The following is a 13,820-nucleotide window of genomic DNA, read 5'->3' as shown; positions in this document are numbered from 1 at the left end:
ATGAACGACCAAGCGATCGAGCAAGAGATCCGAGACAAGGGCCTGACCGCGCCACGCATCACCCCGGCAGACCTGAAAGCCAACATCGTCGGAGAGTACTTCTTCACTGCCGCTGATGGTGTGCAGGCAGCCTTCCATGCACAGGATGAGTTGACTCGACTGACCGGCGCGCACGGCGAATTGGCGTTGCTGACCTTCTGCGTCCTGGTGCTGCGCAACGGCTTCACCGTTACCGGCGAGAGCGCGTGCGCCAGCCCGGAGAACTTCGACGCCGAGATCGGCCGCAAGATCGCCCGAGACAATGCAGTGCAAAAGGTCTGGCCGCTTATGGGTTACGCGCTCAAGCAGCAATTGCACGAAGCAAAGTAAACGAGCAGCGAATCACCAAGCCGGCCATGAGCCGGCTTTTTCATATCTGCGGGCTGGGCCTGCAAATCGTCTCTGGGAGACAAGCAAATGGGTTTGAAATATCAGCTGGACACTCTGGACGGTCTCGATGACTCCGTCAAAACCCTCTACACCGAGAAGGAAGGCAAGTTTGTCCTCGGTATTGAAGGCCTGCCGCAGCATGAAGACGTCTCCGGCCTGAAGTCGAAGGTTGAAGAGCTGCTCGGCGAGAAAAAAGCCGCAGATAAAGCCCGTAAGGATGCCGAAGATCAGGCTCGGCTGGAGCGCGAAGAAGCTGCCCGCAAATCGGGCAATGTCGAAGAGCTCGAGAAGTCCTGGTTAGAAAAGTACAACCGCCGCGAAGCTGAGCTGAACGGCACGCTGGAACAAGAGAGAGGCGCGCTGAGCACTCAGATCCGAGATTTGACTGTTGGTCGTACCGCTACTGATATCGCGTCGGCCTTGGCGATCACAGGCAGCGCCAAGGCTCTGTTGCCGCATATCGAACGCCGCTTGAGTGTCGAGCAACGCGACGGCAAGCCCGTTGTGGTCGTGCTCGACCAAGCCGGCAAGCTCTCGGCATCAACGCTTGATGAGCTCAAAGCAGAATTCGCCAACGACACGGCCTTCGCGCCGCTGATCGCGGGTAGTAAGGCATCTGGTGGCGGGGCCAACGGTGCTGGAAAAGGCGGCTGGGCCGCACTCAAACGTTCCGAAATGACCTCTGTCGCCAAGCGTGAGTTCATCACCGCCAATGGCCAGAGCGCATACCTCAAATTGCCTAAATAACGGAGTTACCCATGTCGACAACTGTTACCTCGGACATGATCGTCTACAACGATCTTGCCCAAACCGCCTACCTGGAGCGAATTCAGGATGTAATGGACATCTTCAACGGTTCTTCCAACGGCGCCATCATCCTCGACAACGAGCTGATCGAAGGCGACCTGCGCAAGCGTGCCTTTTACAAACTCGGTGGCGCGATCGCGCATCGTGATGTGAACTCGGTTGCGACCGTTGCCGGCCAGAAGATTGGCTCCGGCGAGATGGTTGGCGTGAAGGTGCCGTTCAAATACGGCCCTTACGAAACCACCGAAGAGGCGTTCAAGCGCCGCGCACGCTCGCCGGAAGAGTTCTCTGAACTGGTCGGCCAGGACTACGCCGATGCGGTACTCGAGGGTTACATCCAGTACGCGATGGCAGCCCTCAAAGCTTCCATCGGTGCAAACGCCAACATGGTTGCGCAGGCGAGCTTTGCTACCGACGGCAAGAAGGCGTTGACCAAGGGCATGCGTAAATTTGGTGACCGCTTCGGTCGCATTGCGCTCTGGACCATGGACTCGGCGACTTACTTCGACATGGTAGATCAGGCCATTACCGAGAAGGTTTACGAAGAAGCAGGCGTGGTCATCTACGGTGGTCAGCCGGGCACGATGGGCAAGCCGGTTCTGGTCTCTGACACCATCCCGCCCGAAACCATCTTCGGGTTGCAAGCTGGCGCGGTGAAGATCACAGAGTCGCAGGCCCCGGGCTTCCGCTCCTACAACATCGACACCCAAGAAAACTTGGCGATGGGCTTCCGCGCCGAAGGCACCTTCAACATGGATCTTCTCGGCTACAGCTGGAAAGACTCCACTGGCGGTATCAACCCGAACTTGGCGGCCATCGGCGCCGGTGCCAACTGGACCAAGTACGCGAACAGCGACAAGGTCACGGCCGGCGTACTGATCGATCTGTCCGCACCTTAATCGGCTCACTCGTTGCGAGCGGCCTTCACAGGCCGCCTTGGAGATATTCATGGAACTCATTTATTCCACTCAAATGTCTGGTTTCGATCCGGAAAAACGATATCGCAACCCAGAACACTTCGAGCGGCCGGAAGCGGGCGTGACCGAAGTGGTTGTCGTTGGCGAGTGGCCGAACGTTGTTGAAGCCTACGAGCATGTCGGTGCTGAAGTGACGCTGATAGAGGTGGAGTCGCGCCAGGCGCTAGTTGTGGGCGCGGCCGATAACGCGACCGAGCTGCAAGCGCTGATCGGCAAGCTGCAGGTCGAAAGCGACATGGTGCGTGCGGTCATTGTTGGCTTGGAAGCTGGCGAAATCGAAAAGCCGGAAGCTGGTGAGCTCGCAATCCGCCTCTACGATGCGCTCGAGCACATTCGTACTGAGGTGGATGAACTGGCTGACAGGCGCAATGCGCTTGCAGTGGAAAACGATAATCTGCGCAGTGAGCTCGAGGCGCTGAAGGTGGGCGATGGCAAGGAAATTGAAGGCCTGAAAGCTCGGCTTGATTCTGCCCAAGTAACCTACCGTGCCAACGCCTCGAAAGAATCCTTGGAAAAACTCGTCGCTGATCTGCCCGAGGCGTAATACTGCTGGCTGTCGGTAAGCCGGCGGCCAATCATTCCATTCAATCCAGCGAGTTGATCCATGACACTCATCATCGAGGACGGCTCAGGCAAGCCAGACGCCGAAAGCTACGCGAGCGCCGAGGATCTAGTCATGTACGCCGGCAAGTTCGGCGTGACCATCCCTGCGGGCGAGCCTGCGCAGGAAGCATTGCTTCGCCGGGCCGCCTTGGCGATGGATGGCAAGACATGGAAGGGGCGCAAGACGGATAGCGATCAGGCTTTAGCTTGGCCGCGACGCGGTGTTGAACTGGACCAGCAGATCAAGCCTGACAACTACCTGCCAGCGCGCATCCAGTACGGCCAGATGGCCTTGGCTGCCGAGATCCACACTGACGATATCGACCCGATCGACCAACGCAAGGGCGCGATCACCTTGGACCGAGTTGAGGGTGCAGTAACTCGCGAGTACGCGTCGATTCCCAACACCAGCGGCCGACTGTTGCCGGCGGCGCCGGATCGTCCGAGTGCAACGCAATTCGCCGACTACCTCCAGCGGCGCGGGTTGTTCGCGGTGCGAGCGTAGTGATAGTTTGATGGTCTACCAAAAAGGAGTTTCAGATGGATCATCAAGCAGAGTTGGACGAGCGCGCCAAAGAAAACCGGGCCGCATGGGACATGTATGCGGCAGCGTATATTTCAGGCCGAGTAGCTAACGATCATAAAACTGCCGAACCAAAGGGTATTGCGGAAAGGGCAGAGGAATACGCAAACGAAATGCTGAGACGCAGAATCCAACACTTCCGTTAAGCATTAAGCCCAGCCATCGCGCTGGGCTTTTCACATCTGGAGCCACCATGGCCTTCTACGACGAAATGGCCGAGATGGCTCTGGATATGATCACAGAGTTCGGCCAGCCCGTGACCATTCGTGCGACAACTGTCGGCGAGTACGACCCGGATATCGGGAGCGCGCCGCCCGACACCATCACCGAGCAGACCGCCCAAGGCATCCTGCTCGACTTCACCGGCCAAGAATTCCAGAACAACAGCCTCATCAAGCAGGGCGACAAGAAACTCAAGATCGCCGCGCAGGGGCTTGCGTGGGCGCCTGACCTACTCAACAAAGTGGTCGTCCAAGGCCGCATATGGTCAATCGTCCCACCGTTGAAAGAGATCAACCCGGCCGGCACGCCGATTCTGTACGAGCTGCAGGTGAGGTCGTGAGCAAGTACTCGGGACTCAACGGCAGCTTCGCCGAGAATATTCGCCAGTTTGCTGAGCAGGCCAAGGCCGGGCTCGACGCTACGTTCCGAGAGATCGTGATTGAGATCGGGAGCAGCGTCATTCGGATGTCGCCGGTGGGCAATCCCGATATCTGGGCGGCAAACGTTGCACATCGCCAGGCTAACACCGCGGCGGCTGATGCCTATGACGCGCACGTCGAAGTGCGCAACGTGATCAAGTCGCTGACGCCGAGCAACTTCACTAAGGCGGGGAAGCTAAAGCGCAGCGTGAAATATGCCAAGCCCCTGACCAAGACTGAGCGCGACCAGAACTTCAACGTGAACGGACTGGTCGCCGGCAAGGACTACGTGGGCGGGCGTTTTCGCGGGAACTGGCAGTTTTCTATCGGATCACCAGTTGATGGCGTTATCGATCAGATCGACCCAGCTGGCAATGTCACGCTCGCCAAGCTGAAGCTTCAGGTCGAGCAATTGAGCATCGGTGAGACGGCCTACCTTGTGAATAACCTACCGTATGCGGTGCCTCTTGAGTACGGGCATTCGAAGCAGGCGCCCGGCGGGATGGTTCGCATCACCCTGGCCCGGTTCCAGCAGATCGTCGATGAAGCCACCAGGAACAACCAGGTATGAAATTCGAAGACGTTCCGGTTCGACCGGTGATGCGGTACGCGTTGTGCGATTGCGGTGGGCGACTGACGCGGGAAGAGAGTGCGGTGGTTTGGCTTTCACACCCACCTCTGTATCCGCATGAGTGCAAGGCGTGCGGGGAAAGGCAAAGTCTACGAGTGATTTCTCCGTCACTGACTTATAAGGAGGCCTGATGTCCCACAACATCATCGCCTCGATCTACGAGGCCAAGCTGATCAACTGGGCGAAAGCATTACCGGTGCCGCTGAAGGTCGTCGTTGAGAACGAGGCATTTGCGCCCGTCGACGGCGCCACCTATCTGAAGGCATTTACGTTGCCAGCCGACACCGCGAGCAACACGCTCGGCGGTGACCACAAGCTGTACACCGGAGTATTTCAGGTCAGTATCGTGATGCCTTCGGGAAAGTACCGCGGTGCGGCTGGTGCACTGGCTGATCAGATTGCCGCCTTGTTCCCGCTGTACGAGCGAAACACGAAGGGCGCGCTGACCGTTGTGACGATGACGCCGGTTGACCCTGGCCCCGGCATTCCAGACGACAACACCTTCACCGTGCCTGTGTCGTTTCTGTACCGAGCAGACACAAACTAATCCGCCCATTGGGCAAACCCAGAACCCGCCATTGAGCGGGTTTTGTCATTTCTGAAAGGAGGAAACACCAATGGCCGTTTTTCTACCCAATGGCTCGACTGCCGCTATCGCTGCCTCGTATGACGCGCCGATCGTCTTTACTGCGATCACCAACGCAACCGAAGCTGTTGTGTCGTCGGCCGGCCACGACCTTGAGGCTGGCGACTTTGTCGAAGTTACTTCCGGTTGGGCGCGCCTGAACAATCGCGTAGCTCGCGTCAAGACCGCGACCACCGACTCGTTCGTACTTGAGTCGATCAACACGCTTAATGCGGCGCGCTTCATCGCTGGCGCGGGCGGCGGCTCGGTGCGGAAGATTCTGACCTGGGTTCCTATCAGCCAAGTCACGGAGTCGAGCAAATCCGGCGGCGAGCAGCAAAACGTCACCTACTCGTTCCTCGAGGAAGACGATGAGCACCAGATCCCGACGTCCAAGTCTGCACTGTCGTTCACCCTGACCATGGCCGATGACCCGGGACTTCCGCACAACGACGTGTTGCTGGAAGCCGACGACGACAAGAAGCCGCGCGCAGTTCGCGTGAATCTCGCTTCGGGTGGCGTCATCGCCTACAACGCTTACGCGTCGTTCGACAACGTGCCGTCGATGACCAAGAACAACATCATGGCCGTCACTGCTGTGTTTGCCGTGGTCGCTAAATTCATCCGCTACGCCGCGTAAGGGATACACATGGCCAAGTTCAAACTGATCCAGAACCCCACCTTCAAAGCTGATGTGATGCTTCCTACGGTCGGCGGCGATCCCGTAAAGGTTGGGTTCGAGTTCAAGTACCGCGACCGTGCCGAACTGGCAACCCTCTATGCCGGCTGGGGTGAGCGGCACAAGGCCCTGGGGGAAAAGTCTGAAGAGGCGGGGCTTGAGAAATTCACTGCCATGCTGATTGACCTCCAGGTGGAACAGCTCAAGGCAGTCGTCGTGGGCTGGGATGTCGATGAAGACTTCACCGACGAAAATCTCCGCATCCTGGTCAGCTCGATCAGTGCCACGCCAAGCGCGGTGTTGGCGGCTTACTCCGAGGCATACAGCAAGGCCCGCCTGGGAAACTAATCAGCGTCGCGCGCGCCCTCTATCAGCCGACCATCCAAGGCCAGGATGCTTTCGGGTTCTCGGCTGAAGATTACGGCGACGAGGCCGAGGTCTGGCCAGACATCTGGCCTGCATTTCAGGTCTTCGAGGCCATGTGGACCCAGTGGCGTACAGGTGCGTGCGGCGCTACCGGTCTGGATTACACGTCAATTCGCGATGTCGCTGGCTTCCTCGGCTTAACCCGGGCCCAGGCCACCGACATTTTCCCAGATATCCGCATCATGGAAGCCGAAGCCCTGCGGGTGATGGCGGAACAGAGGGACTGTAAATGAGCACCAACTTCGCGTCCCTGGGCATCGAGGTCAATTCGTCGCAAGCGGTCAAGGCTGCTGACGATTTGGACAAGCTGGTCGATTCGGCTGTTGATGCCGAAAGGGCTATCGACGATCTCGGCAAGACCGGGGCCGAACTGGCCGACACCGGCAAGAAGATTGTCCAGACTGAGCGCGAGGTTGCGCAGGAGATCGACAAATCGACCGGTGCCACCCAGCGCCAGGCTGACGCAAGACGGAAATCAGGCGCAAGCGCTACCAGCGAAATCGCCATCATCAGCCAACTCGAAAAGGCGATGTCCGGCAACATCGGCAGCATCGAGCAGCTGGTTCAGGCTGAAGGGCTGCTGGAGCGCGCACGCAAGGGCGGCCTGGTCACGATCGAGCAGCAGGAGGCGTACCAGGACCGTCTCGGCAATGCCTACGACAAGATCGAAAAAGCCGAAGCCAAGGAAGTCGCACAGAAACAGCGCCTGATCGACGCGGAAAACCGCCAGATCGAAGCGCTGAAGCGCACGGTCAATGGTATAGATCCCGTGACCGCGAAGCTGGGCAAGCTGGAGGCGCAGGAAAAGGCGCTCGAAGCACTCAAGGTCAGCGGGACGATCTCATCCGAGCGATACGCGGAAGCCCGGGCCAAAATCGGAAAGGCCCGGGCCGGACTAACCGCGACAGAAACCGCATTCGACAAGCTGAAGCTCGGCCCCCGCCAAGCTCAAGAAAACGTCATGCAGCTGACCAACGCGCTGTCATCCGGCGATTTGGGTAGCGGGGCGAGAGCCATTGCTCAACTCGGCGCCGGCGCTGGAGCGTCGGCCAAAAGCATGGCGGCTTTGCTGCTTCCGGCGGGCCTTCTCGCGGGCGTGATCGGCGGGCTCGGCTATGCCTACTTCGATGCAATGAAGCAGGCGCGTGAGTTCAATGCCGCAATCAACGGCGGCTCGAACGATGCCGGCCAGAGCATTGCCAACCTCAAGTCCATGAGCGAATCGGCTGGCGTGCTGACTGGCAATCTATCCGGCGCGCGCGAGGCCGTTGTCGCGCTGGCATCGGGCGTAGCTACCAGCGGCGTTCAAATGCAGAACCTGGCACAGGCGGCAGCTGCCATCGGGGAGGTAACAGGGAGGGGTGCCGGCGATATCGCCAAGTCTTTGGCCAACGCTGGCGATACCGCCACCGAGGCTGCGGCCAAGATAAGTGACCAATACGGCCTGCTCACCTACGAGCAGTACGAGGTCATCAAAGCGATCGACGACCAAGGCGACCATCAGCGTGCACTGGATGTCTTGAGTGAAAGCCTGAATCTGTCGGCTCAGGAGCGGCTGAAGGCTTACCGCGCCTCCCTGTCAGATGTTGAGCGCGATTGGGACAACATCAAGATCGCGATCACCGGTGCCTATGGCGCCATCCGATCGGAAATCTTCCCGGACCTGGCCAAGCAAATCGAGATCACGCAGCGTGTGCTCGACACTCGCAAAGGTGGCGGTGTCGCTGGAGCGGTATCCAATGGCCTCAGTTCGCTCAACTCGTTTCTGGGTCTGGGCGATGGTGAAAATGATGACTCCACCGCGGCGCTGGAGGCCAAGCTTGCCGGACTCAAAGCGCGCCAAGCCGCCAGCCAGGGCCTGGCCACGACAACCGGTGAAACAACTCACGCGAACAAAGAGATGATCGCTGTTCAGAAGGAACTGGATAAGCAGCTCGACGACCTGAATCCACTGACCAAACGGCAGAAAGCCTACGAAAAACTCAACGATCAGTTCACGAAGCTCTACCAGAAAGCAGAAGAGACCGGACAAAAGTCGGCATTGCTGAGTGGCGTCGATTTTGATGGGAAGAAATTCTCAGGCGGCGCTTATGACAAGTTGCGCAAAAAGATTGATGACGACAACAAAGACCCAAAGGCCGCGGCAGGCAGCGTCGACCTCACCGGTTTCAACGATGCCAAGAACCAGCTCACGGCAATTGTGGCCGATTACAACAATGCTCAGAAGCAACTGGATGCGGCGCAAAAAGCCGGGCTCATCTCCCAGGCTGAGTACGCGCAAAAACGTGACGGCTTGATCGGCAACGAGCGTGACGAGGTGGCGGCAGCCTACGAGGCCGAGATCGCAGCGCTGGAGGCGGTGAAGAACAAGTCCAGCACAACGGCAGCGCAGCGCATTCAACTGGACCAGAAGATCGCTGACGCACGCACAGCCATGGTTAAAGCGCAGAAAGATGCTGACAGCCAGCAGGAGGTGCTGGCCACTGCTGAAGATGGGCGCCTGAAGAAGCAGGAGTACGCCATAAAACAGTACGTTGCTGCCCTTGGGCAGCAACAGAAAGCTCTGGAGCTTGCCGGGCAGCGCGCAGTCAACGGCGTCGGTCAAGGTGATCGACAGAACGCGCTCAGCGGAGAGCTGAACAGTCAGCAAGACCGGTTCGCTCAGCAGTCGCTGGACCTTGCCAATCAGCAGTCTGATCCATCACGGAAGATGGATCCCGATGAGTTCGAGAAGAAGTCACGAGCGCTCGCAGATGCGAACAAGAAGGCCACCGACCAAATCCGGCAGAACTATGCCGATGTCGAAGCGGCACAGGGTGACTGGACGAAGGGCGCGACATCGGCCTGGGCCAATTACCTGGACTCCGCCCGGGACATTGCCGGCCAAACTCGGAACCTGTTCACCAACGCGTTCAGCTCCATGGAGGATTCGATCGTCAACTTCGCCATGACTGGGAAGGCATCGTTCGGTGATTTCGCGAAGTCGATCATCGCGGACATGGCTCGCATCGCTACTCGCCAGGCGAGTTCGGCATTGCTTGGCAGCTTGGTGGGCGCTGCAACGAACTACTTCGTTGGTGGTGGCGGTAACGGGCTGGCCTCCGGTTCTGCCGGTGCTGCTTCGTCAGCAGCAGGAGCGTCTCAGGCCGGATACACCAACGTCGACTTCTCTGGCTACAGAGCGGCCGGCGGACCTGTCGCCCCCAACTCTCTGTATGAGGTCAACGAGCTGGGGCCGGAGCTGTACAACGAGGGCGGCAAGTCCTTCCTCATGACTGGCGCGAACGGCGGCAGCGTAACGCCGCTCACGTCTGGTGGGGGGCCTGGAGTCGCTGCACTCGGTGGCTCTGGTGGCGGAACAACGATCAGTGTGCAAGTCATGGTGGCCAGCGATGGATCAACCAGTTCTACGGCTGACGATCCTGCTTACCAGCAGTTTGGCAAGGACTTGGCCGACTTCGTTGATCAGCGTTACCAGAAGCTGGTGAGCGTCGACCTGCGCCGGGGCGGAAAAATCAACAGAGCCATCACGGGGTGATTCATGGCAATTGAGAGATTCACCTGGCAAATAGAAAAGGGTGCAACTGGCGATATCAAGCAGCGCATCCGGAGCAAGCAGTTCGGTGATGGATATGAGCAGTCTGTATCCGACGGCATAAACAATAAGATGCAGTCCTGGCCCATCAGCCACACCGGCAGTGCGGAACGGATCAAGGAGATCATCGCCTTCCTCGATCGCCACAAAGGCGCGAAGGCGTTCCTCTGGACGCCGCCGCTCGGCGAGCTTGGTCTCTACAAGTGCCCGAATGGCTACCAGCCCTCACACAAAGGCGGATCGGTTTACACGCTGAGCGCCACCTTCGAACAAACCTTTCACCCCTGAGGTAATGCCACATGGCTTTGATTACGGACATCCAGAGGCTGGAGCCCGGCGGGGAAGTGCGGCTGTTTGAAATCGACGGCACAGAATACGGCGCGGACTTTCTGCGTTTCCATGCTCATGCGATTCCGCACACGCCGGCTGAGTTGCTGGCGTACGAGGGGTCACCTGACGAACTGCCGGCGAAGTCGATCATCTGGCAGGGCAATGAGTACGCGGCCTGGCCGGTGCAGATTGAAGGCGTCGGCGCAGACAGCAGCGGAAGCGCTACACGACCGACCTTCATGGCCGGCAACGTTAATGGGCGAATCACCGCACTGTGTTTGGCCTTCGATGACTTGCTGAAGTTTCAACTGACCGTGCGCGAGACGCTGGCGCAGTACCTGGACGCCGTGAACTTTCCTGAAGGCAATCCGACCGCAGACCCGACACAAGAGGCGCTGGAAATCTGGTTCATCGACCAGAAGACCGGTGAGGATGGCGAGGTCGTGCAGTGGGATCTGTCGTCACCCGGTGAGATCGATAACCACGGGTTGCCCGGGCGCCAAATGACGACCTTCTGCCACTGGGCAATGACAGGCGGTTACCGGGGGCCGAATTGCGGCTACACCGGCAGCGCCATGTTCGACGACGACGACGATCCAACGGACGACCCGAGCAAAGACCAGTGCAAGGGCGGACTGAAGTCTTGCAAGTTGCACTTCGGTGAGAACAACGAACTTCCCCACGGCGGATTCCCCGCGGTGTCCCTGATCGCACGGAGCTGACCATGCGCAAGCACATCTTGAGCGCCATGACAGCGCACGCGGCCGCGCAGTATCCCCGGGAGGCCTGCGGGTTGCTGCTGGCGATCGGCAGAAAGCAGCAGTATTATCCGTGCCGGAACATCGCGACCGAGCCGACAGAAGAGTTTCGCATTGATCCGGAGGACTACGCCGCGGCGGAAGACGTGGGAGAGGTGATCGGCATCTTCCACACACATCCGGATGCAACCAGTAGGCCTTCACCGCATGACCTGGCCATGTGCGAGGCGACTGCGATGCCATGGCACATCCTGAGCTGGCCGGAAGGCGACCTGCGCAGCATCACTCCGACCGGGCATACGCCGTTGCTCAATCGGCCGTTCGTGCACGGCGCGTGGGACTGCTGGCAGGTCTGCGCGGATTGGTACAAGCGCGAGTGGGGGCTAGAGTTCGAAGCCTTCAAACGTTCCGATGGCTGGTGGGAGAGCAAAGACAATCTCAGCCTTTACGAGGCGAACTACGAGGCAGCCGGGTTCTATCGTGTCGATCAGCCGCAGCGCGGCGACATGGTCGTCATGGAAGTCGGGCGGACGGTATTCCCGAACCATGCCGGGATCTTTCTCGGCGCCGATCCGGCGCTGCTCGGCGAGGATGCGGCGGCGTTCGGCCCCGGGCCGTTCCTGCTGCACCACCTGTATGGCAGACCATCGGAGATCATCGTCTTCGGCGGGCCATGGCTGGACCGAGCACGCCTGATCCTCAGGCACAAAGATGCACAACCAACCACATGATGCGGCAAGGCCGCAGGAGAATTTATGGCGCAGCCATTTGAAATTACTGCTGACGGTAAGGTGCGCATTGTCGGCGCTGTTATACGCGACAATGCGCCAATTAGCGTTATCGAGGTTTAGCGCTTTCGCCGTTTTTAATAGCGTTCTCGATGTTGCTCAAGTCCCCACCAACCGCGTCCAGTGGAAGCGTGTAAGCACTTTTGTCGGCGCCATCCTGAACCGCGTTTTTGAAGAAATTGACGTACTTTTGAAGTTCGGCGGCGTCGTAGTCTGGGCGCGAGCGCAAATAAAGAGATACGGCGCCCAGCGCGGCAACTACGCCGGCCTCAAATGATGAAACAGGGGTTTTACTCACATTGACCTCCAGGTCATTAACGCGCCGAAATTGGCGCAATCCCAGTCCTTGGGCTTGCAGGCAAAGGACTGGGGGTATCCGTTGCATGGAGGCAGGAGGCTACTACTCGGTGGGTGCTAGGCGTTACTGGGGATTCGTACAGCCGGGAATGAGCTAAATTTTTTTTGGACGGTGCCGATATTCTCTTATCCATTACCGACGGAGTGACTGCTCCGTACCAATCAAAGGAATGAAGTAGTGACAAGCAATCACACTGTGACCTGTCCCCACTGTATGAACAATGTCCCATGGGGCGCTCAAGTCTGCAGAGGTTGTCATGCTGAAGTGAGTTATGGCACACCTCGAAGCGTTGCATTTTTCCTCCTTATCCTCTGTTTTGTCGCTGGATTGTGGGGATCCGGTCTGGCCCAAAACTACATCTCGAATAACTCCACGTTTCTGTTTATCGTCTTCAGCGCCATCTTTCTGCTGTGTGCTTGGGCGTCTCGAAAAATTTGCCAGCGACGTTATGACGGAAATGCGATTTTTCGGCGTTTCTATCGAAAATAGAATTAGCGCACCACGATGAGCCCCGGTTGGGCTTTATTGTTTCTGTCACCCCGGTGCTACAGTCACCCCCTTTCAGGACGAGGAAGAATCATGCGGATTTTGATAGGGGCGGTGGCGGTGATGTTGTTGGCGGGGTGTACGACGCCATCTGATTTGTTGAAGGGGGCTCCCGAGCTATCCGGAACATCCAAGAAGGACCCGAAAACTTACGCGCTGTGTGTCTACCCGTCCTGGCAAGACTACAGATCAAGCTCGATTATGAGTGAGACCTCAAGCGGCTATCGCATCGTGGCGGGAAACGATTTTAACGGACAGACTGATGATGTTTTGGATGTGAAGAAGTCAGCGTCCGGCAGCTCCGTCAAGCTTTATCAGCGTATGGCTTGGCAGCAATTAGGCAGAAGCTCGCTGAAAGATTCCTTCAATAGCTGCCTGTAAAATCAATCGAAAAGAGCCGCCTTCGGGCGGTTTTTTTATGCATGGAGAACTGAAATGGCCGCGTGTGCGATCGATTACCAGTCGATGACTACAGTCTTGCTGTACGGGCAACTCAGGAAATTCGGTAGATCTTTCCGGCTTTCGGTAAGGACGCCTGCAGAGGCGATAAAAGCTCTATGTGTTCAAATCCCTGGATTTGAGCGATTTATCTCTAACGCAAAGGCAGTAGGTTTAGAGTTCGCCGTTTTCCGAGGATCGAAAAACCTTCAAGAAAAAGAGCTTGGGTTTGGAGGTGACGGCGACATTCGGATCGCGCCTGTGATTACAGGGAGCAAGCGGGCTGGAACTTTGCAGACTGTGATTGGTGTCGTCCTGATCATCGCTTCTTTCTTTGTTCCTGGGGGGCCGGCGGTTGCGGCTGCGGTGCTTTCTGCTGGTGTAGCGTCGACCGCTGGCGGTGTGATCCAAATGCTCAGCCCTCAGCCCAAAGGCCTGAAGACCAGCGCCGCCCCGGAGAACACTCCCGGCTACGCCTTCGGCAGCGCCAAAAACACCACGGCATCCGGAAACCCGGTGCCGCTATGTATCGGAAAGCGCCGCTGGGGTGGCGCGATTATCAGCGCCGCCATTTACGCCGAAGACCAGATGTAGCTAAACCGTCGA

General features: G+C 58.2%; 19 protein-coding genes. 18 read left to right on the top strand and 1 reads right to left on the bottom strand.

Features of this window, described 5'->3' with window-relative positions; genetic code table 11:
* From AEQ67_RS13385 to AEQ67_RS13310, 16 genes are all read left to right on the top strand, one after another.
* Window positions 1-369: a Gp49 family protein gene (locus AEQ67_RS13385; protein ID WP_059404330.1), complete on the top strand. Its 369-nt coding sequence runs from the start codon at window positions 1-3 to the stop codon at window positions 367-369.
* Window positions 370-456: 87 nt separating this feature from the next.
* Entirely contained in the window at window positions 457-1,176 is a 720-nt protein-coding gene (locus tag AEQ67_RS13380; RefSeq protein ID WP_059404329.1) for a hypothetical protein, read from the top strand.
* Window positions 1,177-1,187: 11 nt separating this feature from the next.
* A complete protein-coding gene (locus AEQ67_RS13375; RefSeq protein ID WP_059404328.1) occupies window positions 1,188-2,135 on the top strand; it encodes a major capsid protein in 948 nt (315 codons plus the stop codon).
* Between the two features lie 49 nt (window positions 2,136-2,184).
* Window positions 2,185-2,757, top strand: a complete 573-nt coding sequence (locus AEQ67_RS13370) for a hypothetical protein (RefSeq protein ID WP_059404327.1) — start codon at window positions 2,185-2,187, stop codon at window positions 2,755-2,757.
* Between the two features lie 60 nt (window positions 2,758-2,817).
* Window positions 2,818-3,321, top strand: a complete 504-nt coding sequence (locus tag AEQ67_RS13365; protein ID WP_059404326.1) for a DnaT-like ssDNA-binding protein — start codon at window positions 2,818-2,820, stop codon at window positions 3,319-3,321.
* A 35-nt stretch (window positions 3,322-3,356) separates the two neighbouring features.
* The gene (locus AEQ67_RS13360) at window positions 3,357-3,545 is read left to right on the top strand and encodes a hypothetical protein (RefSeq protein ID WP_059404325.1); all 189 of its coding nucleotides are present in this window, start codon (window positions 3,357-3,359) and stop codon (window positions 3,543-3,545) included.
* A 47-nt stretch (window positions 3,546-3,592) separates the two neighbouring features.
* Window positions 3,593-3,961 (top strand): hypothetical protein, encoded by a 369-nt coding sequence (locus tag AEQ67_RS13355; RefSeq protein ID WP_059404324.1) that lies wholly within the window; start codon window positions 3,593-3,595, stop codon window positions 3,959-3,961.
* Complete coding sequence (locus AEQ67_RS13350; RefSeq protein WP_059404323.1) at window positions 3,958-4,611, top strand: hypothetical protein; 654 nt, start codon at window positions 3,958-3,960, stop codon at window positions 4,609-4,611. Before AEQ67_RS13355 ends, AEQ67_RS13350 begins: the two co-directional genes overlap by 4 nt.
* 190 nt (window positions 4,612-4,801) lie before the next feature.
* Window positions 4,802-5,218, top strand: a complete 417-nt coding sequence (locus AEQ67_RS13345; RefSeq protein ID WP_059404322.1) for a phage tail terminator-like protein — start codon at window positions 4,802-4,804, stop codon at window positions 5,216-5,218.
* A gap of 70 nt (window positions 5,219-5,288) precedes the next feature.
* Window positions 5,289-5,936, top strand: a complete 648-nt coding sequence (locus AEQ67_RS13340) for a phage tail protein (RefSeq protein WP_059404321.1) — start codon at window positions 5,289-5,291, stop codon at window positions 5,934-5,936.
* A 9-nt stretch (window positions 5,937-5,945) separates the two neighbouring features.
* On the top strand, window positions 5,946-6,323 hold the full coding sequence (locus tag AEQ67_RS13335; RefSeq protein ID WP_059404320.1) for a phage tail assembly chaperone: 378 nt from the start codon (window positions 5,946-5,948) through the stop codon (window positions 6,321-6,323).
* A 32-nt stretch (window positions 6,324-6,355) separates the two neighbouring features.
* Window positions 6,356-6,634 (top strand): DUF1799 domain-containing protein, encoded by a 279-nt coding sequence (locus AEQ67_RS13330; protein ID WP_059404319.1) that lies wholly within the window; start codon window positions 6,356-6,358, stop codon window positions 6,632-6,634.
* A complete protein-coding gene (locus tag AEQ67_RS13325) occupies window positions 6,631-9,939 on the top strand; it encodes a phage tail tape measure protein (RefSeq protein WP_059404318.1) in 3,309 nt (1,102 codons plus the stop codon). The genes AEQ67_RS13330 and AEQ67_RS13325 overlap by 4 nt, the downstream gene beginning before the upstream one ends.
* A gap of 3 nt (window positions 9,940-9,942) precedes the next feature.
* Window positions 9,943-10,284, top strand: a complete 342-nt coding sequence (locus AEQ67_RS13320) for a phage tail protein (protein WP_059404317.1) — start codon at window positions 9,943-9,945, stop codon at window positions 10,282-10,284.
* Window positions 10,285-10,295: 11 nt separating this feature from the next.
* A complete protein-coding gene (locus tag AEQ67_RS13315; RefSeq protein WP_059404316.1) occupies window positions 10,296-11,048 on the top strand; it encodes a phage minor tail protein L in 753 nt (250 codons plus the stop codon).
* Between the two features lie 2 nt (window positions 11,049-11,050).
* Complete coding sequence (locus AEQ67_RS13310) at window positions 11,051-11,815, top strand: C40 family peptidase (RefSeq protein ID WP_059404315.1); 765 nt, start codon at window positions 11,051-11,053, stop codon at window positions 11,813-11,815.
* 106 nt (window positions 11,816-11,921) lie between these two features.
* Here the strand turns inward: AEQ67_RS13310 and AEQ67_RS35025 are convergent, their stop codons facing one another.
* Window positions 11,922-12,170, bottom strand: a complete 249-nt coding sequence (locus AEQ67_RS35025; protein WP_152974840.1) for a hypothetical protein — start codon at window positions 12,168-12,170, stop codon at window positions 11,922-11,924.
* Between the two features lie 639 nt (window positions 12,171-12,809).
* Between AEQ67_RS35025 and AEQ67_RS13300 the strand changes: the two genes are divergently transcribed.
* Both AEQ67_RS13300 and AEQ67_RS13295 read left to right on the top strand, forming a co-directional pair.
* The gene (locus AEQ67_RS13300) at window positions 12,810-13,157 is read left to right on the top strand and encodes a hypothetical protein (RefSeq protein WP_059404313.1); all 348 of its coding nucleotides are present in this window, start codon (window positions 12,810-12,812) and stop codon (window positions 13,155-13,157) included.
* 54 nt (window positions 13,158-13,211) lie between these two features.
* Window positions 13,212-13,808, top strand: a complete 597-nt coding sequence (locus AEQ67_RS13295; RefSeq protein WP_059404312.1) for a tail assembly protein — start codon at window positions 13,212-13,214, stop codon at window positions 13,806-13,808.
* Window positions 13,809-13,820 lie beyond the last annotated feature (12 nt).

The organism is Pseudomonas sp. RIT-PI-q (assembly GCF_001297125.1).
Lineage (GTDB): Bacteria > Pseudomonadota > Gammaproteobacteria > Pseudomonadales > Pseudomonadaceae > Aquipseudomonas.
The sequence above is the reverse complement of the archived record's forward strand: the minus strand, read 5'-3'. Positions and strand labels throughout refer to the sequence as shown.

What these genes read in the sequence shown, in the direction of transcription:
- AEQ67_RS13385 (WP_059404330.1), top strand. Translation starts at nt 1, where the DNA reads ATGAACGACCAAGCGATCGAGCAAGAGATCCGAGACAAGGGCCTGACC.
- AEQ67_RS13380 (WP_059404329.1), top strand. Translation starts at nt 457, where the DNA reads ATGGGTTTGAAATATCAGCTGGACACTCTGGACGGTCTCGATGACTCC.
- AEQ67_RS13375 (WP_059404328.1), top strand. Translation starts at nt 1,188, where the DNA reads ATGTCGACAACTGTTACCTCGGACATGATCGTCTACAACGATCTTGCC.
- AEQ67_RS13370 (WP_059404327.1), top strand. Translation starts at nt 2,185, where the DNA reads ATGGAACTCATTTATTCCACTCAAATGTCTGGTTTCGATCCGGAAAAA.
- AEQ67_RS13365 (WP_059404326.1), top strand. Translation starts at nt 2,818, where the DNA reads ATGACACTCATCATCGAGGACGGCTCAGGCAAGCCAGACGCCGAAAGC.
- AEQ67_RS13360 (WP_059404325.1), top strand. Translation starts at nt 3,357, where the DNA reads ATGGATCATCAAGCAGAGTTGGACGAGCGCGCCAAAGAAAACCGGGCC.
- AEQ67_RS13355 (WP_059404324.1), top strand. Translation starts at nt 3,593, where the DNA reads ATGGCCTTCTACGACGAAATGGCCGAGATGGCTCTGGATATGATCACA.
- AEQ67_RS13345 (WP_059404322.1), top strand. Translation starts at nt 4,802, where the DNA reads ATGTCCCACAACATCATCGCCTCGATCTACGAGGCCAAGCTGATCAAC.
- AEQ67_RS13340 (WP_059404321.1), top strand. Translation starts at nt 5,289, where the DNA reads ATGGCCGTTTTTCTACCCAATGGCTCGACTGCCGCTATCGCTGCCTCG.
- AEQ67_RS13335 (WP_059404320.1), top strand. Translation starts at nt 5,946, where the DNA reads ATGGCCAAGTTCAAACTGATCCAGAACCCCACCTTCAAAGCTGATGTG.
- AEQ67_RS13325 (WP_059404318.1), top strand. Translation starts at nt 6,631, where the DNA reads ATGAGCACCAACTTCGCGTCCCTGGGCATCGAGGTCAATTCGTCGCAA.
- AEQ67_RS13320 (WP_059404317.1), top strand. Translation starts at nt 9,943, where the DNA reads ATGGCAATTGAGAGATTCACCTGGCAAATAGAAAAGGGTGCAACTGGC.
- AEQ67_RS13315 (WP_059404316.1), top strand. Translation starts at nt 10,296, where the DNA reads ATGGCTTTGATTACGGACATCCAGAGGCTGGAGCCCGGCGGGGAAGTG.
- AEQ67_RS13310 (WP_059404315.1), top strand. Translation starts at nt 11,051, where the DNA reads ATGCGCAAGCACATCTTGAGCGCCATGACAGCGCACGCGGCCGCGCAG.
- AEQ67_RS13300 (WP_059404313.1), top strand. Translation starts at nt 12,810, where the DNA reads ATGCGGATTTTGATAGGGGCGGTGGCGGTGATGTTGTTGGCGGGGTGT.
- AEQ67_RS13295 (WP_059404312.1), top strand. Translation starts at nt 13,212, where the DNA reads ATGGCCGCGTGTGCGATCGATTACCAGTCGATGACTACAGTCTTGCTG.